The sequence below is a fragment of the Enterococcus sp. DIV1767 genome, assembly GCF_050542585.1.
Classification (GTDB): Bacteria; Bacillota; Bacilli; order Lactobacillales; family Enterococcaceae; genus Enterococcus_D; species Enterococcus_D innesii.
On the sequence record NZ_CP172936.1, the window covers coordinates 1,526,015 to 1,541,385 of the forward strand.

Consider the following 15,371-nt stretch of genomic DNA (forward strand, 5'->3'; position numbering starts at 1 on the left):
TTTATTTTTCAATAACTGTCCTCGGAAAACTGTTCCTTCATCCGCTCCAAGAAAAGTCCAGAAGCCTTTGAAAAAACTTGGGTGTTTTTCCAGATGACATCAAGGTTTGATTCCAATGTAGGACTCAATTTTCTAAAACATAAAGGACTGTCAGGGGCGAAGTTGACTAATTTATCCAGGGTCAAGCCGTAGCCGACACCTTCTTCTACCAGCTTTGATGCATTGTAAACAAGGTTATATGTGGCGACGACCGTCAATTTTTTCAGGTCTTTTTTCAACCATTTAGAAAGTTCACTGCTGACCAGACTTTGTCGAGAAGTAATTAGGGGAACGTCCCAGAGATCTTTTGGAGTAATGACTTCTTTGACAGCTAGCGGACTGTCTTTTCGCATCAACACGCCCCAAATATCTTTGGCAGGCAAGCGCAAGGAATCGTATTTTTTGACGTCGACGGGGCTGATTACGACGCCAAAATCCAACAATCCTTTATCCAATCGTTCTTTGACCTCATCGGCGTTGCCGCTATAAAAGTGAAATTTGATGTTAGGGTATTCAACTTGAATCTCCTTGATGATTTTTCCCAATAGCTGGATCACGTAGGTTTCTCCAGCACCGATCGACACGTTGCCCGCAATCGTATCTCGAGGCGACAAAAATTCTGAGCGGGTCTTTTCTAATAATTCTACGATTTCTTCCGCCCGTTTACGAAACAACAGTCCGTCTTCTGTTAGTGTGATTTTGCGATTGCCTCGGGTGAACAACGTCACGCCTAATTCTTTTTCTAAGTCCATTAACTGTCGTGACAGGGATGGTTGAGAGAGATGCAGATGTTTTGCGGCAGCCGAAATTGTCTCTTTTTCTGCAACTGCTAGAAAGGTGGTTAAATTTTTTAATTCCATAGGTCTATACTCCTTTTTCTATGCTTTATATGAATAGTTAGGTATTTGATATTAGTATTTTACATAGAAAGATGCTGCAAGTACAATAGGTTTATCCAAAAATAGCTCAATCAAGAAAAAGTGATAATTCACACCTTGATCAGTTGAGGAAAATTGGAGGATCGCCCTAAGGTACAGGATAGTTGACCGAGAAAGAAGGCGAATGAAATGAAAAAATGGCAAAAGAAGGCCCTTGTGTCTTTAGTTGTGCTGGCACCGTTGGTTTTAGGTGCTTGTAGCAGCAATAATGAGGAGACGAATGAAGAGCCGCAAGCCAGTTCAGGAGGAGAAACGATGACAGAAAATGTATCATTTACAGATGAATGGGATAAAGTCTTCCCGGAAAGTGATACGGTGAATCACCGAAAAGTAACTTTCCAGAATCGCTACGGCATCACTTTAGTTGCTGATCTTTATGAACCAATTGATGCACAAGGACCACTTCCAGCAATCGCCGTTAGCGGACCTTTTGGAGCAGTCAAAGAGCAGGCATCTGGTCTATATGCTCAAATGATGGCAGAGCGTGGTTTTGTTACGATCGCTTTTGATCCGTCCTATACAGGTGAAAGCAGTGGCGAACCACGCTATGTGGCTTCCCCAGACATTAATACAGAAGACTTCCAAGCAGCAGTCGATTTTCTATCGGTCCAAGAAAATGTAGATGAAGAAAGAATTGGTTTGATTGGAATTTGTGGTTGGGGCGGGATGGCATTGAATACCGCAGCCATCGATACCCGTGTGAAAGCGACGGTTTCGGCCACCATGTATGATATGTCGAGAGTCAATGCTCAAGGGTATTTTGATGAAATGGGAGCTGAAGGGCGCCATGAATTGCGCCAGCAGCTGAACGCCCAGCGGACAGTCGATTTTGCCAATGGCAGCTACGAACGAGCAGGTGGGGTACCAGATACACTGCCAGAAGATGCGCCTGTCTTTATGCAGGATTACTTTGATTATTACAAAACAGAACGAGGCTATCATGAACGTTCGTTAAATTCCAATGACGGTTGGAACGTGATATCATCACTGTCGTTCTTAAATATGCCGCTCTTGTCGTATATCGATGAGATCCAAAGCGCCGTTTTATTGCTTCATGGAGAAGAAGCCCACTCACTTTACTTCAGTCAAGACGCCTTTGAGCAATTACAAGGCGATAACAAAGAGCTGACGGTCATTCCTAATGCTTCGCATGTTGATCTATATGACCAAACAGATGTGATTCCTTTTGACCAAATGACCGAATTCTTCCAAGAACATTTGAACTAAATAGTCACAACGGTCTTCACGACTGTTCGCTCATCTTTCTTCTGCTGAGCAGTCGTGTTTTTTTGAAACTACGCATTCAGTTGCTCGTTTCTACATCGAATCATCAGCAGAAAGGAGCGAAGCCATGCTGATAAAACTCATCCCTGCTGTCTTGCTGCTCCTACTAAGTGCCTGTGGGTCAAGTGGAATAGAGGAAAGGCATGCGCTGTCTGCCAGCGAAACTTCCTCTGAGGCAAGTCAGGATCAGGAACAACCGATTATTGAATCAGCAACAGCTGTCGTCATTACGGTTGGACAACAGGATTTTATAGCGAAGTTCTATGAAAATGAGGCGTCTGAACACCTCATGAATCAAATGCCCTTCACGTTGACAATGAGTGACTTGAACAACAACGAGAAATATTATCGTTTTTCTGAGAATTTGCCAGAAATGACTACAGAACGGCCGGAGATCATTCACGAAGGAGAAATCATGAGCTGGAATAGTCATACGTTGGTGCTGTTTTATCAGACCTTCACCAATTCTTATGGTGGCTATAGTCGTATCGGTGTCATTGAGGATCCGGTGGGGCTAAACGAAGCACTGGGAGCGGAAGACGTAGAGGTTATGTTTTCGTTAAGAAATCCTCGTGGATAACGAATGAATAGGAGTAAAACACATGACGATCGATCAATTAAACAAACTCATGGCAAGTGGCGAACCCTTACTTGCCGGTTCGCAAGCTTCAAAACAAATGGTGACTTTGAGTGGTGAGGCGAGAAAACTCACGATGAAAATCAATACAGTCTACCATGATTCTGATGAGTTACAAGAACTTTTTGCCCAATTGACAGGAAAACCAGTTGAGCCGACATTTTCGCTGTTTCCACCCTTTTATACAGATTATGGCAAGAATATCAGCATTGGCAAAGATGTATTTATCAATGCGGGTTGTCATTTTCAAGACCAAGGAGGGATCACGATCGGTGATGGTACCCTAATTGGGCATAACGTTGTTCTAGCTACCTTGAATCATGGACTTCACCCTGAAGATCGTAGCACGCTTTATCCAGCACCCATTACGATTGGGAAGAATGTCTGGATTGGTTCAAATACAACGATCGTTGCCGGTGTGACGATCGGTGACCATGCGGTTATTGCTGCTGGGGCAGTGGTGACCAAAGATGTCGCTGAGCGCACGATCGTGGCTGGTGTACCTGCAAAATATGTCAAAGAGGTTACTGAGTAAGCATAATAGCAATGAGTAAGAAAAAAACTGCTGTTCGCCTTGTCGCTTTTGAAGCGATGAAGACTAACAGCAGTTTTCTTATTCTTGAGGTGGCTCGCCCGTATTGGAACCGGCGAAGTTTTCGATCAACGATTTCACATCAAGACCGAGGGTTTCTTTCAATGTTTCTTGTGTGGTCGACAAGAGATTGGTGGCGTAATTGGTGACACGATTGGCACCGCCGCCTTCACCTGATCCTGTATCAACGACTGAAATTTTATCGATATTGCCTAATGGTGCGGCAGCTTCTTTGACTAATTGCGGCATGATCTCAACGATCATGCTAAGGATTGCTGCTTCATCATATTTCTTGAAGGCTTCGGCGATTTTTTCTTTCGTTTCGGCTTCTGCCGTTCCTTTCGCCAAAGTGGTCTCGGCTTCTACCAAACCAATCAAACGAATTTTATCGGCTTCGGCTTTTGCCAGGGACTCTGTTCGGAATTGCTCGGCTTCAGTGGTTGCTAACGCAGACGCTTTTTTCGCTAATGCTTCTTGCTCAAGCGCATAACGATCCGCATCAGCTTTTTTCTTGATCTCAGAATCAAATTGCTTCTCACGACGTAAGATTTCTTTTTCTTCCAATTCGATTTGCTTTTGTCGTTCAACGACTTCGACTTCAATCTCTTGTTCTCGGACTTTTTGTTTCATGATGGCACTTTGTAGATGGTAGGCTTGATCGGCATCGGCTTTGGCGATGTCTTGTTCTTTCTTATAAAGCGCCAGTTTCAATTCTTTTTCCTTCAACGCTTCAGCAATTTCCGTCATGCGTTTTGATTCCGCTGTTTGCGATTCTTGTTCCGATTGGGCTTTTTTGATGCGGGTTTCTTTCAGTGCTTCAGCTTCCGCAATTTCAGCATCCCGTTTGACTTGGGCGATTCTAGGTTTTCCAAGAGAATCCAAATAGCCGTTTTTATCGCGGACTTCTTTGATCGTAAAGGAGACAATGATCAAGCCCATTTTTGCTAAATCGACAGAGGCAACTTCTTGCACACTTTGACTGAACTTGTCACGATTTTGATAGATTTCTTCTACAGTCATGGAACCAAGGATCGAACGCAGATGACCTTCTAGGACTTCTCGCGCTTCATTTTCCAATTCTTCCCGGGTTTTTCCGAGAAACTGTTCTGCTGCTGTTGCGATTTCTTCCACGGATGAGCCAATCTTAATAATGGAAGTCCCGTCACACATCACGGGAACCCCTTGTTCTGTGTAAACTTCCGGTGTGGAGACATCCAGCTTGCTGGAGAGCAAACTGATTCGATTCGATCGTTGAAATACTGGCAAAACAAAGGCTCCGCCACCACGCACGATTTTGATTTTGTTATTGCTCTCATCGGCGTGTACATTTTTGCTACCTAGATAGCTTCCGCTGATGATCAACGCTTCATCGGGCTTGGCTGTTTGATATTTCGTGACAAAGACGATCAAAAGCATTAGCAAAATAAATGCCACGATCGCGATTGGGAAAACAATTGGTGATAATATAATATTCATAGATACACCTCTTTTGTGATTTTGTTTAGTGATTCAAAAATTTTTCTGTGTAAGGAACGACGTAGCAAATGCGTTCTTTGACTTCAATAATCAAAACCTTCGATCCTACTGCTAATGGCTCATCGATCGGCTGGAAAGCCGTAGCTGGTCGATTACTTGAACCAGTGACACTTGTAAGTTGAATTTCGCCCATTCCTTTACAAGGGATAGGCGTCAGCACCGTTGCGATGCGACCTTCAAAGTCTTTCTCAGAACTCGAAAGTGTTGCTTCGGCATTCCGCATGGGAATCAGCACGTAAAAATTTAAGAGAAAAACGAGCCCTGTCGAAAGACAGCCACTAATGACGAAAAGCAGGAGCGAATAGCCAGGCAGAAAAGTTTCTCCTAAGTAACCGAAGAGGCTTGTAAAGGCAAACCATGGGATGATCAACATTGGATCTACTGGACCATCGAAATCGAAGATATCGCCAAACAGAAGCAGCAAAAAAGCCAAAATGGCACAGCCAATCAAAACATACAAATAAATTTGCTCAGGTGCATAAGTGTGCAGCACATATCCACCTCCTTTCAAATAAAGTGATTTGTAAGAACAATGAAAGCTAAGAGACAGTCGGAAGAAGAACGAGGGAAGGAAAAGAACGGAATAGGTATTCTATTATAATTATACCAATAAATAAGAAAAATATTTCATATATTTAGATAATTTGATTAAATAATATAATAATGGTGGGTTTGTTATGATAGGAGAGGCCACAAATACACATGATTTTTTCAACAACCATTGACAAACAATGAAAATCAAAGTAGATTAAATCAGGGTAGTAAAAAGGTCAAAATTAACTGCTGATTGTAGACACATCAAGAGGCAGATTTTGTTCTCTAACCCAATCGAAATAAAGTAGTTGTTCGCAAACATAAAAGAAGTCAGGGACACTTCTTTTCAACCGACAGATCGTATTGCTAAGAAATAGAGGTGGAATCGATGGATCAAAAAGAAAAAATGTTAGAACTAATCAAGAAAAAACAAGGCGGCGGCCGTTCAAAAAAGATGGAATCCCCAAAAAACGATCGGAAAAACATGCGTAAAGGCCCGAAAATTTATAATAAGTAGGGCGATAGATTATTAATACGAAATGATCGATAAAAAAGAGAGAAGGACAGGGTTGCTGTCTTTCTCTCTTTTTTTTATTCTTCAGAATCCACGTACAACTCACTCAAAGCTGGCAAATCATGGACTTGGTATTTTGCTTTAAACGCTGCGATTTCTTCAGCACTGAAGCGCTTAGGATCCAGTTTCAGTTCTTCGACAGGAAGAGGTCGTTCGTTGGCGATCTTGACATCGATCACGACGGGTCCGTGGCTTTCTTTTGCTTGTGTGAAGACGGACGCTAATTCTTCTTCCTTCGTTACCGTAAAGCCTTTCGCACCTAATGCTTCCCCAACTTTACCAAAATCAACACCGGCTAGTTGCACACCGAACTTGGTTTGCTCGGTATCTTCTTGTTCCGCTTCAATGAAGCCAAATGAGTCATTGGAAAAGACCACATTGATGATCGGCAAATTGTATTTTACTTGAGTAATGATGTCTTGCATTTGCATCGCGAAACCGCCATCCCCACTAAAGGTGAATACTTGACGATCCGGATAGCTCAATTGAGCGGCGATCCCACCAGGTACGCCATTGCCCATCGTCGCAAACCAGCCAGACGTTGTGAAACGCTGTTCACCTGTCATTTCTAAATGACGGATACTGTGAATGGTCACATTACCGACATCTGTGACAAACAGGGCATCAGGAGCTGCGATACGGTTGATTTCTCGATAGACAGGTTCGGGACGCAATGGTTCTTGCGAATCATGGTCAAAACTATGACGCCATGCATGCCAATTCCGAGCGTTTTCTTGATTGGCTTTTATCCAAGCATCTGCAGGACGAGGGGCAGCCATCTCTGTCCATTTTCTAAGAGCGGTTGCACCATCTCCTAAAACAGAGACATCTGTCTGATGTCGACGACCAAATTTCGAGGCGTCGATATCAACTTGGACAAAGTTGGCATCAGGATTGAAAAAGCGGCGTCCGAAAGGGAAGTCACTGCCGACAAACACGATGAGATCAGCTTCTGCTAAAGCTTCATTGGCAGGTTTTGTCGCAACCCGGCCGGCAAATCCAAGAAAGTTTTCATAAAGATCAGGCACGATGCCTTTGGCTAAGACAGAAGCTGCGATAGGCATTGAGAAGTGCTTAGAAAAAGCATCGATGGCATCAAAATGACCAAAGAGACCTTGTCCGATATATAGGACAGGTTTTTTTGCTTGTTCAAAATAAGGAAGAGCAGCTCGTAAATCGTCTTCATCCGGCTGGAGAACACCTGTCTTATGATTTTTTGCGGTTGAAATCTCCTGTTCGTCGATTTCTGCAAACCCGTAATCGACCGGGATCGTTACCACAGCGACTCCTCTAAATTTGTAGGCGGCTTTAATGGCTTCGTCCACCACATGGGGCAAACTTTCAGGGGACATGACCGTGCGATTGTAGATACTGACATCTGCGAACATCGGATTTTCATTCATTTCTTGAAAATCATTGTAGTTCATCGAGCTCGAAGCTACTTGTCCTAACAAGGCAACGACGGGCACGTTATCCATTTGAGCATCATATAAGCCATTGATCAAGTGGGTGGCACCGGGACCAGCAGAACCAAAAACCGTACCGACTTTTCCCGTTAGCTTAGCATCAGCCGCTGCTGCCAGCGCACCCGCTTCTTCATGACGTACTTGGACATATTTGACTGATTGCCGTTCATGGTACAAAGCATCCATCGTTGAGTTGAAAGATCCACCGGGGATTCCATAGATATGGTCGATGCCCCACGCTTCAAAAACCTTGATCATTGCTGTACCAGCATTGATTTTTGTCATTTTCTTCACTCGCTTTCTCTGTTGTCATTCGTTCTCTTTTAAGTATAAACGTTTCTCAAAAAGACAACAAAGAATGCGCCTTCTGTCACAAGGCGCATAGAAAAGCTTATTTTAGGAAATGAACGACTCAGTTGCGCAGCTCTTGCACGAATCGACTGGCGATCTCTTTTGGTCGGGTGATGGCACCACCAACCACGATACCCGTCACACCCATTTCGTGGATTTTCTTTGCTTGCTCTGGCGTATGAATCTTGCCTTCGGCTATCACCGGAACCTTCGCCGCAACCAATTGCTGGATCAACTGATAATCCGGTTCCTCATTGGTAGGACTATTCGCCGTATAGCCGGACAAAGTTGTACCAACAAAATCAACACCCGCTTCAAAGGCATTGATGCCTTCCTCATAGGTGGCGATATCTGCCATGAGTAGTTGATGGGGGTAAAGAGCTTTGATTTGCTTGATAAAGGCATTGATCGTCAAGCCATCATGACGTTTGCGCAAGGTGCAGTCCAAAGCGATCACCGCAATATGTAAAGCGGCTAATTCATGCACCTCTTTGATGGTTGCTGTGATAAATGGTTCTTCCGGTGGATAGTCTTTTTTGATGATTCCGATGATCGGCAGATCAACAGCGGCTTGGATCTCACGAATATCGCGAACGGAATTGGCACGAATGCCAACAGCACCGGCTTCTTGAGCCGCTTTTGCCAATAGGGGCATGACTCCGCCGTTTTCAGTATATAAGGGTTCTCCAGGTAAGGCTTGACACGAAACAATTACTCCGTCCTTGATTTGTTGGATAAAAGCTTCTTTTTCCATATATATGACACTTCCCATTCTTGTAAAGGTTCGTTTCTCCCTTCGACTATATCATGAGGCTTTTTCCTTGTAAATGAAAGGACACCTTCTTTAAAAGGAAAGCGAACACCAAAAAGAAGCAAGCACTGTCACAAGGCTGCTTGCTTCATTAGGAGGTGAGGATAGGGAATCCTTTATTCCGCTTGTTTTGATGTGCATTGCTTGAACTTTTCAAAATCGATCGTTTGATTAGCAGGCAACACTTCATATTGCAATCGTTCTGTTTCTTCATCGTGAATGATATGGAGGATTTTTCCGTCTTCGTCTACTGGTCCCAGACTGATGATCGTAAACCGTTCATTGATGACTTCTAAATTCTGTAAAACCCCAGAAAACACTTTGCGAATATGATGGGCGGTCTTGATTTTTTTGTCGGCTTTTTCTACAGCCTTGGCTAACGTAAAGCCTTCATCTAAAAACGTTTTGATCATTTCCACTTTGACGACCGTGGGCAGTCGGTATTTTCGTGGGGCATTTTCTTCTTGTGGGACCGATTGAATAAATCCTTTTTGTTCCCAATAACGCAATTGGCGAGGGGAGATAGCACACATTTGACTAAGTTCGCTGATGCCGACCAACAAGTTTTCATTATCAACGAGTTTTCGAAAAAGATGAGACATACGGACTCCATTCTTGTAAAGGTATTTGTTAATATTGTAACTTGTTTTACTTTTATGTCAAGTAGGTTGACAAATGTTAGGGAAAGATTTAAAGTAAAGAAGGTTTTATGAAAAATATACTGAAAAGAGTGTGAAATATGTCAACGAGTCGTCCTTTAGATATCTATGGCAAACCTTACAACCGTTCCTTACTGGTTATGGTTTTGCTGATCGGTACGTTTTGTACTGTTTTGAACCAAACATTGTTAACAACGGCTTTTCCAACCTTGATGGATGCCTTTGACATCTCAGCATCTGATGTCCAATGGCTAACCACCGGTTTCTTGCTGGTCAATGGGATCATGATCCCGATCACCGCATGGCTGATCAATAAGTTCAGCTCAAGAAATCTTTACTTAACGGCAATGAGCATCTTCCTGGCTGGAACGATCGCTTGTTTTGCTGCACCAAACTTTTCTACATTATTGATTGGTCGCTTAGTGCAAGCTGCTGGTGTAGGGATCTCTATGCCGCTTTTGCAAAATATCATGTTGTCGATCTTCCCACCAGAAAAACGCGGTTCAGCCATGGGTATGTCCGGAATCGTTATCGGGTTGGCACCAGCCTTAGGCCCAACGTTATCTGGTTGGATCATTGATCATTATGACTGGCGTTATTTGTTCGGAATGGTCATTCCGATCGTCGTTTTAGTCTTAGTCTTAGCGCTCTTTCTAATGAAGAGTGTGATTGAATTGTCGCATCCGAAAATCGATCTGTTCTCAGCGATTTTATCAACGCTTGGTTTTGGTACATTGCTCTATGGCTTTTCAAGCGTCGGTGACAAAGGGTGGGGCAGTATTGAAGTAATCGGTTTTCTTGCAGCCGGTGTCTTTTTCATTGCTTTCTTTGCATGGCGTCAATTGCACATTGAGCATCCGTTCTTAGAGTTGCGCGTGTTCAAATCAACGACCTTTACCTTGGCATCGATCCTTTCAGGGGTCACGAATATGGCGATGATCGGTGCTGAAATGGTTCTCCCATTGTATATCCAAAACATTCGTGGTGAATCAGCGTTCCATTCAGGATTGATGTTATTACCAGGTGCGCTGATCATGGGGATCATGATGCCGATCACTGGTGCGATCTTTGATAAGTATGGTGCAAAACGTTTAGCCATCACCGGGATGTTTATCTTGACCGCTGCAACCTTACCATTTGCTTTCCTAACAAAAGATACACCGATTTTGCATATCATTATTCTTTATGGGATTCGGATGTTCGGGATCTCAATGGTGATGATGCCAGTAACGACTTCAGGAATGAATGCCTTACCTGGTCATTTGATCAGTCACGGTACCGCGGTAAACAATACGTTCCGTCAAGTAGCCAGCTCAATTGGTACGGCTATCTTGATCAGTGTCTTGACAAACGTGACTAAAGGCAATTTGCCAAGTGATTCTTTGTTGGATAAAACGCCTTTGGCCTACAAAGACCAAGCAATCGAAGCGACTTTATCCGGCTACCATGCCGCCTTTTATGTGGCAGCGGTCTTTAGTTTCTTAGGTTTCTTGATCGCCTTCTCCTTAAAGAAAAAAGAACCACGATTGACGGTTCTTGAAGGAGGTGCGGACAAATGATCTTGCTTTTGATCGTTCTTAGCGTGTTAGGATTTGCGGTATTGAATGTCTTTGCCAAAAACAAGCGGCAAACAGGTTTATCATTGGTCTTAGGTCTCGTCTTCGTAGCTAGTGTCGTCGCATTGATGGCCAATTTGACTTACCATTTTGGAATGGAAAAAGAAACGACTGCTAAAACAACCCCACTGGTTTCTAGTGCCGATAACGAGAATTTTGATTTGCTATTGTATCAGCCATTAGGAGATGGTACGGAAAAAATCTACCTGTATAAAACGGATGCTGATCAAGAGGAACCAAAACAAACCGGTACTGATAAAGTGACCAATGTCGTGGAAACAGGGGCTGATTCAGCTCAATTGGAAATAAAAACGACCCGCTGGGTTTATAAAAGTGACCTATCACGCTTCTTGTTCGGAATCGCTGATAACGATGGCCAATATGTCAGCCGTACCAATACGTTCTCATTGCCAGATTCATGGGAAGTCTTGAGTGTGGATCAAGCAAAAAAACTGGCTTCTTTAGCGAAAGAACAAGCGGACACCATGAAAACACAAGGACAAGCGTATGTCCAAGAAAAAATGCAAGCTGCATTAATGGCTGATCCAACTATGGATGAGGCAGCCCAAAAAGCAAAAATCGCTGAATTGACAGAAGCTTATCAAAAAGAAGCGATGGCAAAATTGCTTGAAGAAGCAAAAAAGTAAAAGCGAGTAGATAGTCATGGGATGGAAGAATCAAATCGGATTCTTCTGTCCCTTTTTTATATGGAACGTGATACTTTTGAAAAACGGCTGCCACCAAAAAAAATCCCACACACTAGAAGTGAGTGGGATTTTCTTTAGTCAAATGAGCACGCGGCAATCCGGTCGAAAGCTTCTTTTAACAAGTCCAACGATTGGGTGGCAGCTAAGCGAACATAGCCATCGCCGGTCGTTTCTCCAAAGGCTTTCCCAGGAATCATCAGCACACTGGTTTCCTTTAATAATTTCTCGACAAAGCTGACAGAGTCCAACCCCGTTTGTTCAATGTTGATGAAGGCATACATGCTTCCTTTGACTGGAGATAAGGAAAGGAAGGGGATCTCAGCAACCCGTTGTTCAATGTAAGTCAGTCGTTCCTTAAAGACAGCAACCACTTGCGGCACGAGGGTATCATAGTGATTCAATGCGTAGATACCTGCCCGTTGTGAAGGGGTTGGTGCCGAATAGGCGATCGCCTCATTGATCAGTTTTGCCGTAAGATTGATCGATTCAGGTGCAATCATGTAGCCGATCCGCCAGCCAGTCATGGCAAAGGCTTTTGAGAAACTGCTGAAAGTGATGGTGTTCTCAGGTGCGAAGGCTGCCATCGGTACAAAGGTATCATCAAAGCAAAAGGCTTCATAGACTTCATCTGAGAGGATCAGCAAGTCATGTTCAATGGCAACTGCTGCGATTTTTTCAAAAGTTTCTGGAGAAAAAACAGCACCAGTAGGATTGTTTGGTGAATTGATAATGATCGCCCGAGTTTTCTCAGTGATGGCGGATTTTAAGACTTCGACATCGATTTGAAAGCCATCTTTTTCAAAGGTCGGAATAAAGACTGGCACACCACCGACTAGTTCCACTTGTTGTTTGTAAGGCGAAAAGTACGGTTCATGAATAATCACTTCATCACCAGGATCAATGATGGCAGCCAAAGCTAAGTACATGCCATGCAATGCACCGACAGTTCCTCGTACTTGACTAGGAGAAAAAGTAAGCTGGTATTGCTTTTGATAAAAATCAACGACAGTTTGGATAAAATCAGCACTGCCGTCTGAAGCGGTGTATTTTGTATGACCCGCTTTGACGTCAGCAAAAGCTGCTTCAATGATTGTCGCATCTGTAATCAAATCAGGATCACCAATCGACAAATCAATCAAATTTGGGGTTTTCTTCGCAAGAGTGGCGATCTCCATTAAAAGATTTTCTTCTGGTTGTAAAAAACGTTCTGCAATCAACGGACGGTTCATTTTGTCATCTCCAATTTCTATAAAACTTTGCTTAAAAAATCCTGTGTCCGCGCATTTTGCGGATGCTCAAAGATCTGTTCTGGTGTTCCTTGTTCTTGAATGATACCGTCAGCCATAAAGATGACACGATCGGCAACTTCTTTGGCGAAGCCCATTTCGTGGGTAACGACCACCATCGTCATGCCTTTTTCTGCTAAAGCTTGCATAACCGTCAACACTTCTCCGACCATTTCTGGGTCTAATGCTGAGGTTGGTTCGTCAAAGAGCATTACATCAGGATCCATTGCCAACGCTCTAGCAATAGCGACCCGTTGCTGCTGCCCGCCAGAAAGGCTAGAGGGGTAACTATCTGCTTTTTCAGCTAAGCCAACTTGTTCCAGCAATCCTTTCGCTGTCTCTTCGGCAGCGGCTTGCTCTTGCTGTTTGACTTTGATCGGGCTGATAGTCAGATTTTCTAAGACCGTTTTATGAGGGAATAGATTAAAGCTTTGAAAGACCATTCCCATTTTTTGACGAATCTGATCGATTTTCACCCCTTTTGCTAATAAATCATTGCCTTCGAAGGTGATTTTCCCACCAGTCGGCTGTTCAAGAAGGTTCAAGCAGCGTAAGAAAGTACTTTTCCCACTTCCTGAGGGTCCGATGATCACAACGACTTCACCAGGTGTCACTTCAAGATCGATTTCTTTTAAGACGGTATTCTCGCCAAATGTTTTCACTAATTTTTCAACTTTAATCACTAGTTTTCATTCTCCTTTCAGCAACACCCAATAGACGTGAGAGGGCGAAGGTCAATACAAAGTAGATCAATGATACGATAACGTATGGTAAAAATGGTTTGAAGCTGGCCCCTTGAACGACGCCTGTTTGGAAAATCAGTTCAGACACGCCGATCACCGATACGACCGAAGACTCTTTGATGACCGTGACAAATTCATTTCCTAGAGCAGGCAAGATGTTTTTGATGGCTTGCGGGAAAATGATGAAGCGCATCGCTTGGATCTGATTCATTCCTAGTGAACGAGCGGCTTCCAGCTGTCCTTTATTGACGGCATTGATCCCGGCACGAATGATTTCTGCCACATAGGCGGCACTGTTTAGTGCTAAGGCAATACAGCCGGCAGCTAATTTCGAAAGCTCTAAGCCTAACACGCCTGTTCCAAAGTATACAATAAATATTTGTACTAACAAAGGTGTTCCCCGAACATATTCAATATAGACAGCGGCAATGACTTTCAATGCTTTTGACTTAGAAAGCTTCATAAAGGCTAACAAGCTGCCACCGATAGAGCCGAATAATACCCCAACCAAGGCTAGGAAGATCGTATAGCCAGTTCCAGTGATGTAAAAAGGCAGATATTTTTCCCAAAAGCTTTGCTCTTCATCGATCGTGCCTTCTTCGGTAAACATCAATCGATAGGCATCTTCTTTGTATTGGCTTAAAAGATCATTACTAATGATAGTTTCAATGGAGGAATTGAGTTTTTCCAGTAAAACTGGCGCTTCTTTCGAGATGGCGATCGCGGTCTCCTTCACGCCGTTTTCAAACGTGACATTTTCGGCTAATGCCAAGGTATCATTCGCCGTCACATAAGCTTCGGCGACGGGACCTTCCATCACGATCGCATCGATCTTGCGTGATTTTAGATTGGTGATCAAATCAGGCACCCTTTGCAAAGAGGTGACGGTGGAGCCAGTCAATTCTGTATTTGCCAGCTCTTCTTGAGTGGTTTGACGTTGTGCACCGACAGCCACACCATCAAAATCAGCCGTCGATTGGAAACGATCCGCGTCTTCTGCTCGAACTAAAACGGTCTGTTGGACTTCCATATAAGTGTCAGTGAAATTGACTTCTTTGCGGCGCTCATCCGTAGCAGCCATTCCAGAGATGACGACATCGATTTTGCCCGTTTTTAACGCTCCTAACAACGCATCAAACCCAAGTTCCTCAATTTTCAGGTCGACCCCTAAGTCATCTGCAATTTTTTGGGCAATGGAAATATCGATCCCGACGATTTCATTTTTTCCGTCAACATTGGCACGGAATTCATAAGGTGCATAATCGGCAGATAAACCCACGACCAATACACCATTTTCTTTGACTTTTTTATAGATTGGATCGGTTTCTTCTGCATGTGCTTGTCCGACAAAGAAAAACGGCAGCAACGCTGTGATGATCCCTAATAAAACAGTTCCCTTACTAAACCTTTTCATGTAAACGCCCCTTTAACTTTTTCTACGCATCTATTAAAAATGCAAATAATAACTAATAAATGTATAAAAATACATATAAGTGATAGAAACTATCATAGCATAACATCAGTTGAAGTCAATAAGTCAGAGAAAAAAAGTCAAAAATTGTTTTAGAGCGTCAAACCATTTATTCAAATTATTTGCA

The 15,371-nt window shown here is 43.3% G+C and carries 15 protein-coding genes; 6 read left to right on the forward strand and 9 right to left on the reverse strand.

Annotation, left to right across the window (positions count from 1 at the left end; all coding sequences use genetic code 11):
• Nucleotides 1-8: 8 nt before the first annotated feature.
• Nucleotides 9-899, reverse strand: a complete 891-nt coding sequence (locus IGI78_RS07330; protein WP_086292492.1) for a LysR family transcriptional regulator — start codon at nt 897-899, stop codon at nt 9-11.
• Nucleotides 900-1,106: 207 nt separating this feature from the next.
• Between IGI78_RS07330 and IGI78_RS07335 the strand changes: the two genes are divergently transcribed.
• The 3 genes from IGI78_RS07335 to IGI78_RS07345 all read left to right on the forward strand — a co-directional run bounded on the left by IGI78_RS07335 (nt 1,107) and on the right by IGI78_RS07345 (nt 3,433).
• Nucleotides 1,107-2,204 carry an alpha/beta hydrolase gene (locus IGI78_RS07335; RefSeq protein WP_195265838.1) on the forward strand — a complete coding sequence of 366 codons (1,098 nt, stop codon included), beginning with the start codon at nt 1,107-1,109 and terminating at the stop codon, nt 2,202-2,204.
• Between the two features lie 124 nt (nt 2,205-2,328).
• Complete coding sequence (locus IGI78_RS07340; protein WP_195265839.1) at nt 2,329-2,841, forward strand: cyclophilin-like fold protein; 513 nt, start codon at nt 2,329-2,331, stop codon at nt 2,839-2,841.
• 22 nt (nt 2,842-2,863) lie between these two features.
• Nucleotides 2,864-3,433 (forward strand): sugar O-acetyltransferase, encoded by a 570-nt coding sequence (locus IGI78_RS07345; RefSeq protein WP_195265840.1) that lies wholly within the window; start codon nt 2,864-2,866, stop codon nt 3,431-3,433.
• Between the two features lie 78 nt (nt 3,434-3,511).
• On the opposite strand, the gene IGI78_RS07350 is transcribed toward IGI78_RS07345, so the two are convergent.
• Together IGI78_RS07350 and IGI78_RS07355 are read right to left on the reverse strand one after the other, a co-directional pair.
• On the reverse strand, nt 3,512-4,966 hold the full coding sequence (locus IGI78_RS07350; protein WP_430618564.1) for a flotillin family protein: 1,455 nt from the start codon (nt 4,964-4,966) through the stop codon (nt 3,512-3,514).
• A gap of 25 nt (nt 4,967-4,991) precedes the next feature.
• Entirely contained in the window at nt 4,992-5,537 is a 546-nt protein-coding gene (locus IGI78_RS07355) for an NfeD family protein (protein WP_195265843.1), read from the reverse strand.
• 411 nt (nt 5,538-5,948) lie between these two features.
• Here IGI78_RS07355 and IGI78_RS07360 point away from each other — a divergent pair, with 411 nt between their 5' ends.
• Entirely contained in the window at nt 5,949-6,077 is a 129-nt protein-coding gene (locus tag IGI78_RS07360; RefSeq protein WP_005236316.1) for a hypothetical protein, read from the forward strand.
• 74 nt (nt 6,078-6,151) lie between these two features.
• Here IGI78_RS07360 and spxB read toward each other — a convergent pair whose 3' ends face one another.
• The 3 genes from spxB to IGI78_RS07375 form a co-directional block, all read right to left on the reverse strand.
• Complete coding sequence (gene spxB, locus IGI78_RS07365) at nt 6,152-7,885, reverse strand: pyruvate oxidase (RefSeq protein WP_140966305.1); 1,734 nt, start codon at nt 7,883-7,885, stop codon at nt 6,152-6,154.
• Nucleotides 7,886-8,012: 127 nt separating this feature from the next.
• The gene (locus IGI78_RS07370; protein ID WP_140966304.1) at nt 8,013-8,705 is read right to left on the reverse strand and encodes an N-acetylmannosamine-6-phosphate 2-epimerase; all 693 of its coding nucleotides are present in this window, start codon (nt 8,703-8,705) and stop codon (nt 8,013-8,015) included.
• Between the two features lie 173 nt (nt 8,706-8,878).
• Entirely contained in the window at nt 8,879-9,364 is a 486-nt protein-coding gene (locus IGI78_RS07375; protein ID WP_081118958.1) for a MerR family transcriptional regulator, read from the reverse strand.
• 137 nt (nt 9,365-9,501) lie between these two features.
• Here IGI78_RS07375 and IGI78_RS07380 point away from each other — a divergent pair, with 137 nt between their 5' ends.
• Together IGI78_RS07380 and IGI78_RS07385 are read left to right on the forward strand one after the other, a co-directional pair.
• Nucleotides 9,502-10,980, forward strand: coding sequence for an MDR family MFS transporter (locus tag IGI78_RS07380; RefSeq protein ID WP_081118959.1), 1,479 nt, complete (start codon nt 9,502-9,504; stop codon nt 10,978-10,980).
• Nucleotides 10,977-11,684, forward strand: a complete 708-nt coding sequence (locus IGI78_RS07385; RefSeq protein ID WP_081118960.1) for a DUF4811 domain-containing protein — start codon at nt 10,977-10,979, stop codon at nt 11,682-11,684. Before IGI78_RS07380 ends, IGI78_RS07385 begins: the two co-directional genes overlap by 4 nt.
• A gap of 134 nt (nt 11,685-11,818) precedes the next feature.
• Here IGI78_RS07385 and IGI78_RS07390 read toward each other — a convergent pair whose 3' ends face one another.
• Genes IGI78_RS07390 through IGI78_RS07400 form a run of 3 tightly spaced genes read right to left on the reverse strand, consistent with a single transcriptional unit; the run spans nt 11,819 to nt 15,187 of the window.
• Nucleotides 11,819-12,973: a pyridoxal phosphate-dependent aminotransferase gene (locus IGI78_RS07390; RefSeq protein ID WP_077453746.1), complete on the reverse strand. Its 1,155-nt coding sequence runs from the start codon at nt 12,971-12,973 to the stop codon at nt 11,819-11,821.
• Nucleotides 12,974-12,990: 17 nt separating this feature from the next.
• Nucleotides 12,991-13,713 (reverse strand): amino acid ABC transporter ATP-binding protein, encoded by a 723-nt coding sequence (locus IGI78_RS07395; RefSeq protein WP_005230134.1) that lies wholly within the window; start codon nt 13,711-13,713, stop codon nt 12,991-12,993.
• Nucleotides 13,706-15,187: an ABC transporter permease subunit gene (locus IGI78_RS07400; RefSeq protein ID WP_140966303.1), complete on the reverse strand. Its 1,482-nt coding sequence runs from the start codon at nt 15,185-15,187 to the stop codon at nt 13,706-13,708. The genes IGI78_RS07395 and IGI78_RS07400 overlap by 8 nt, the downstream gene beginning before the upstream one ends.
• Between the last annotated feature and the right edge of the window lie 184 nt (nt 15,188-15,371).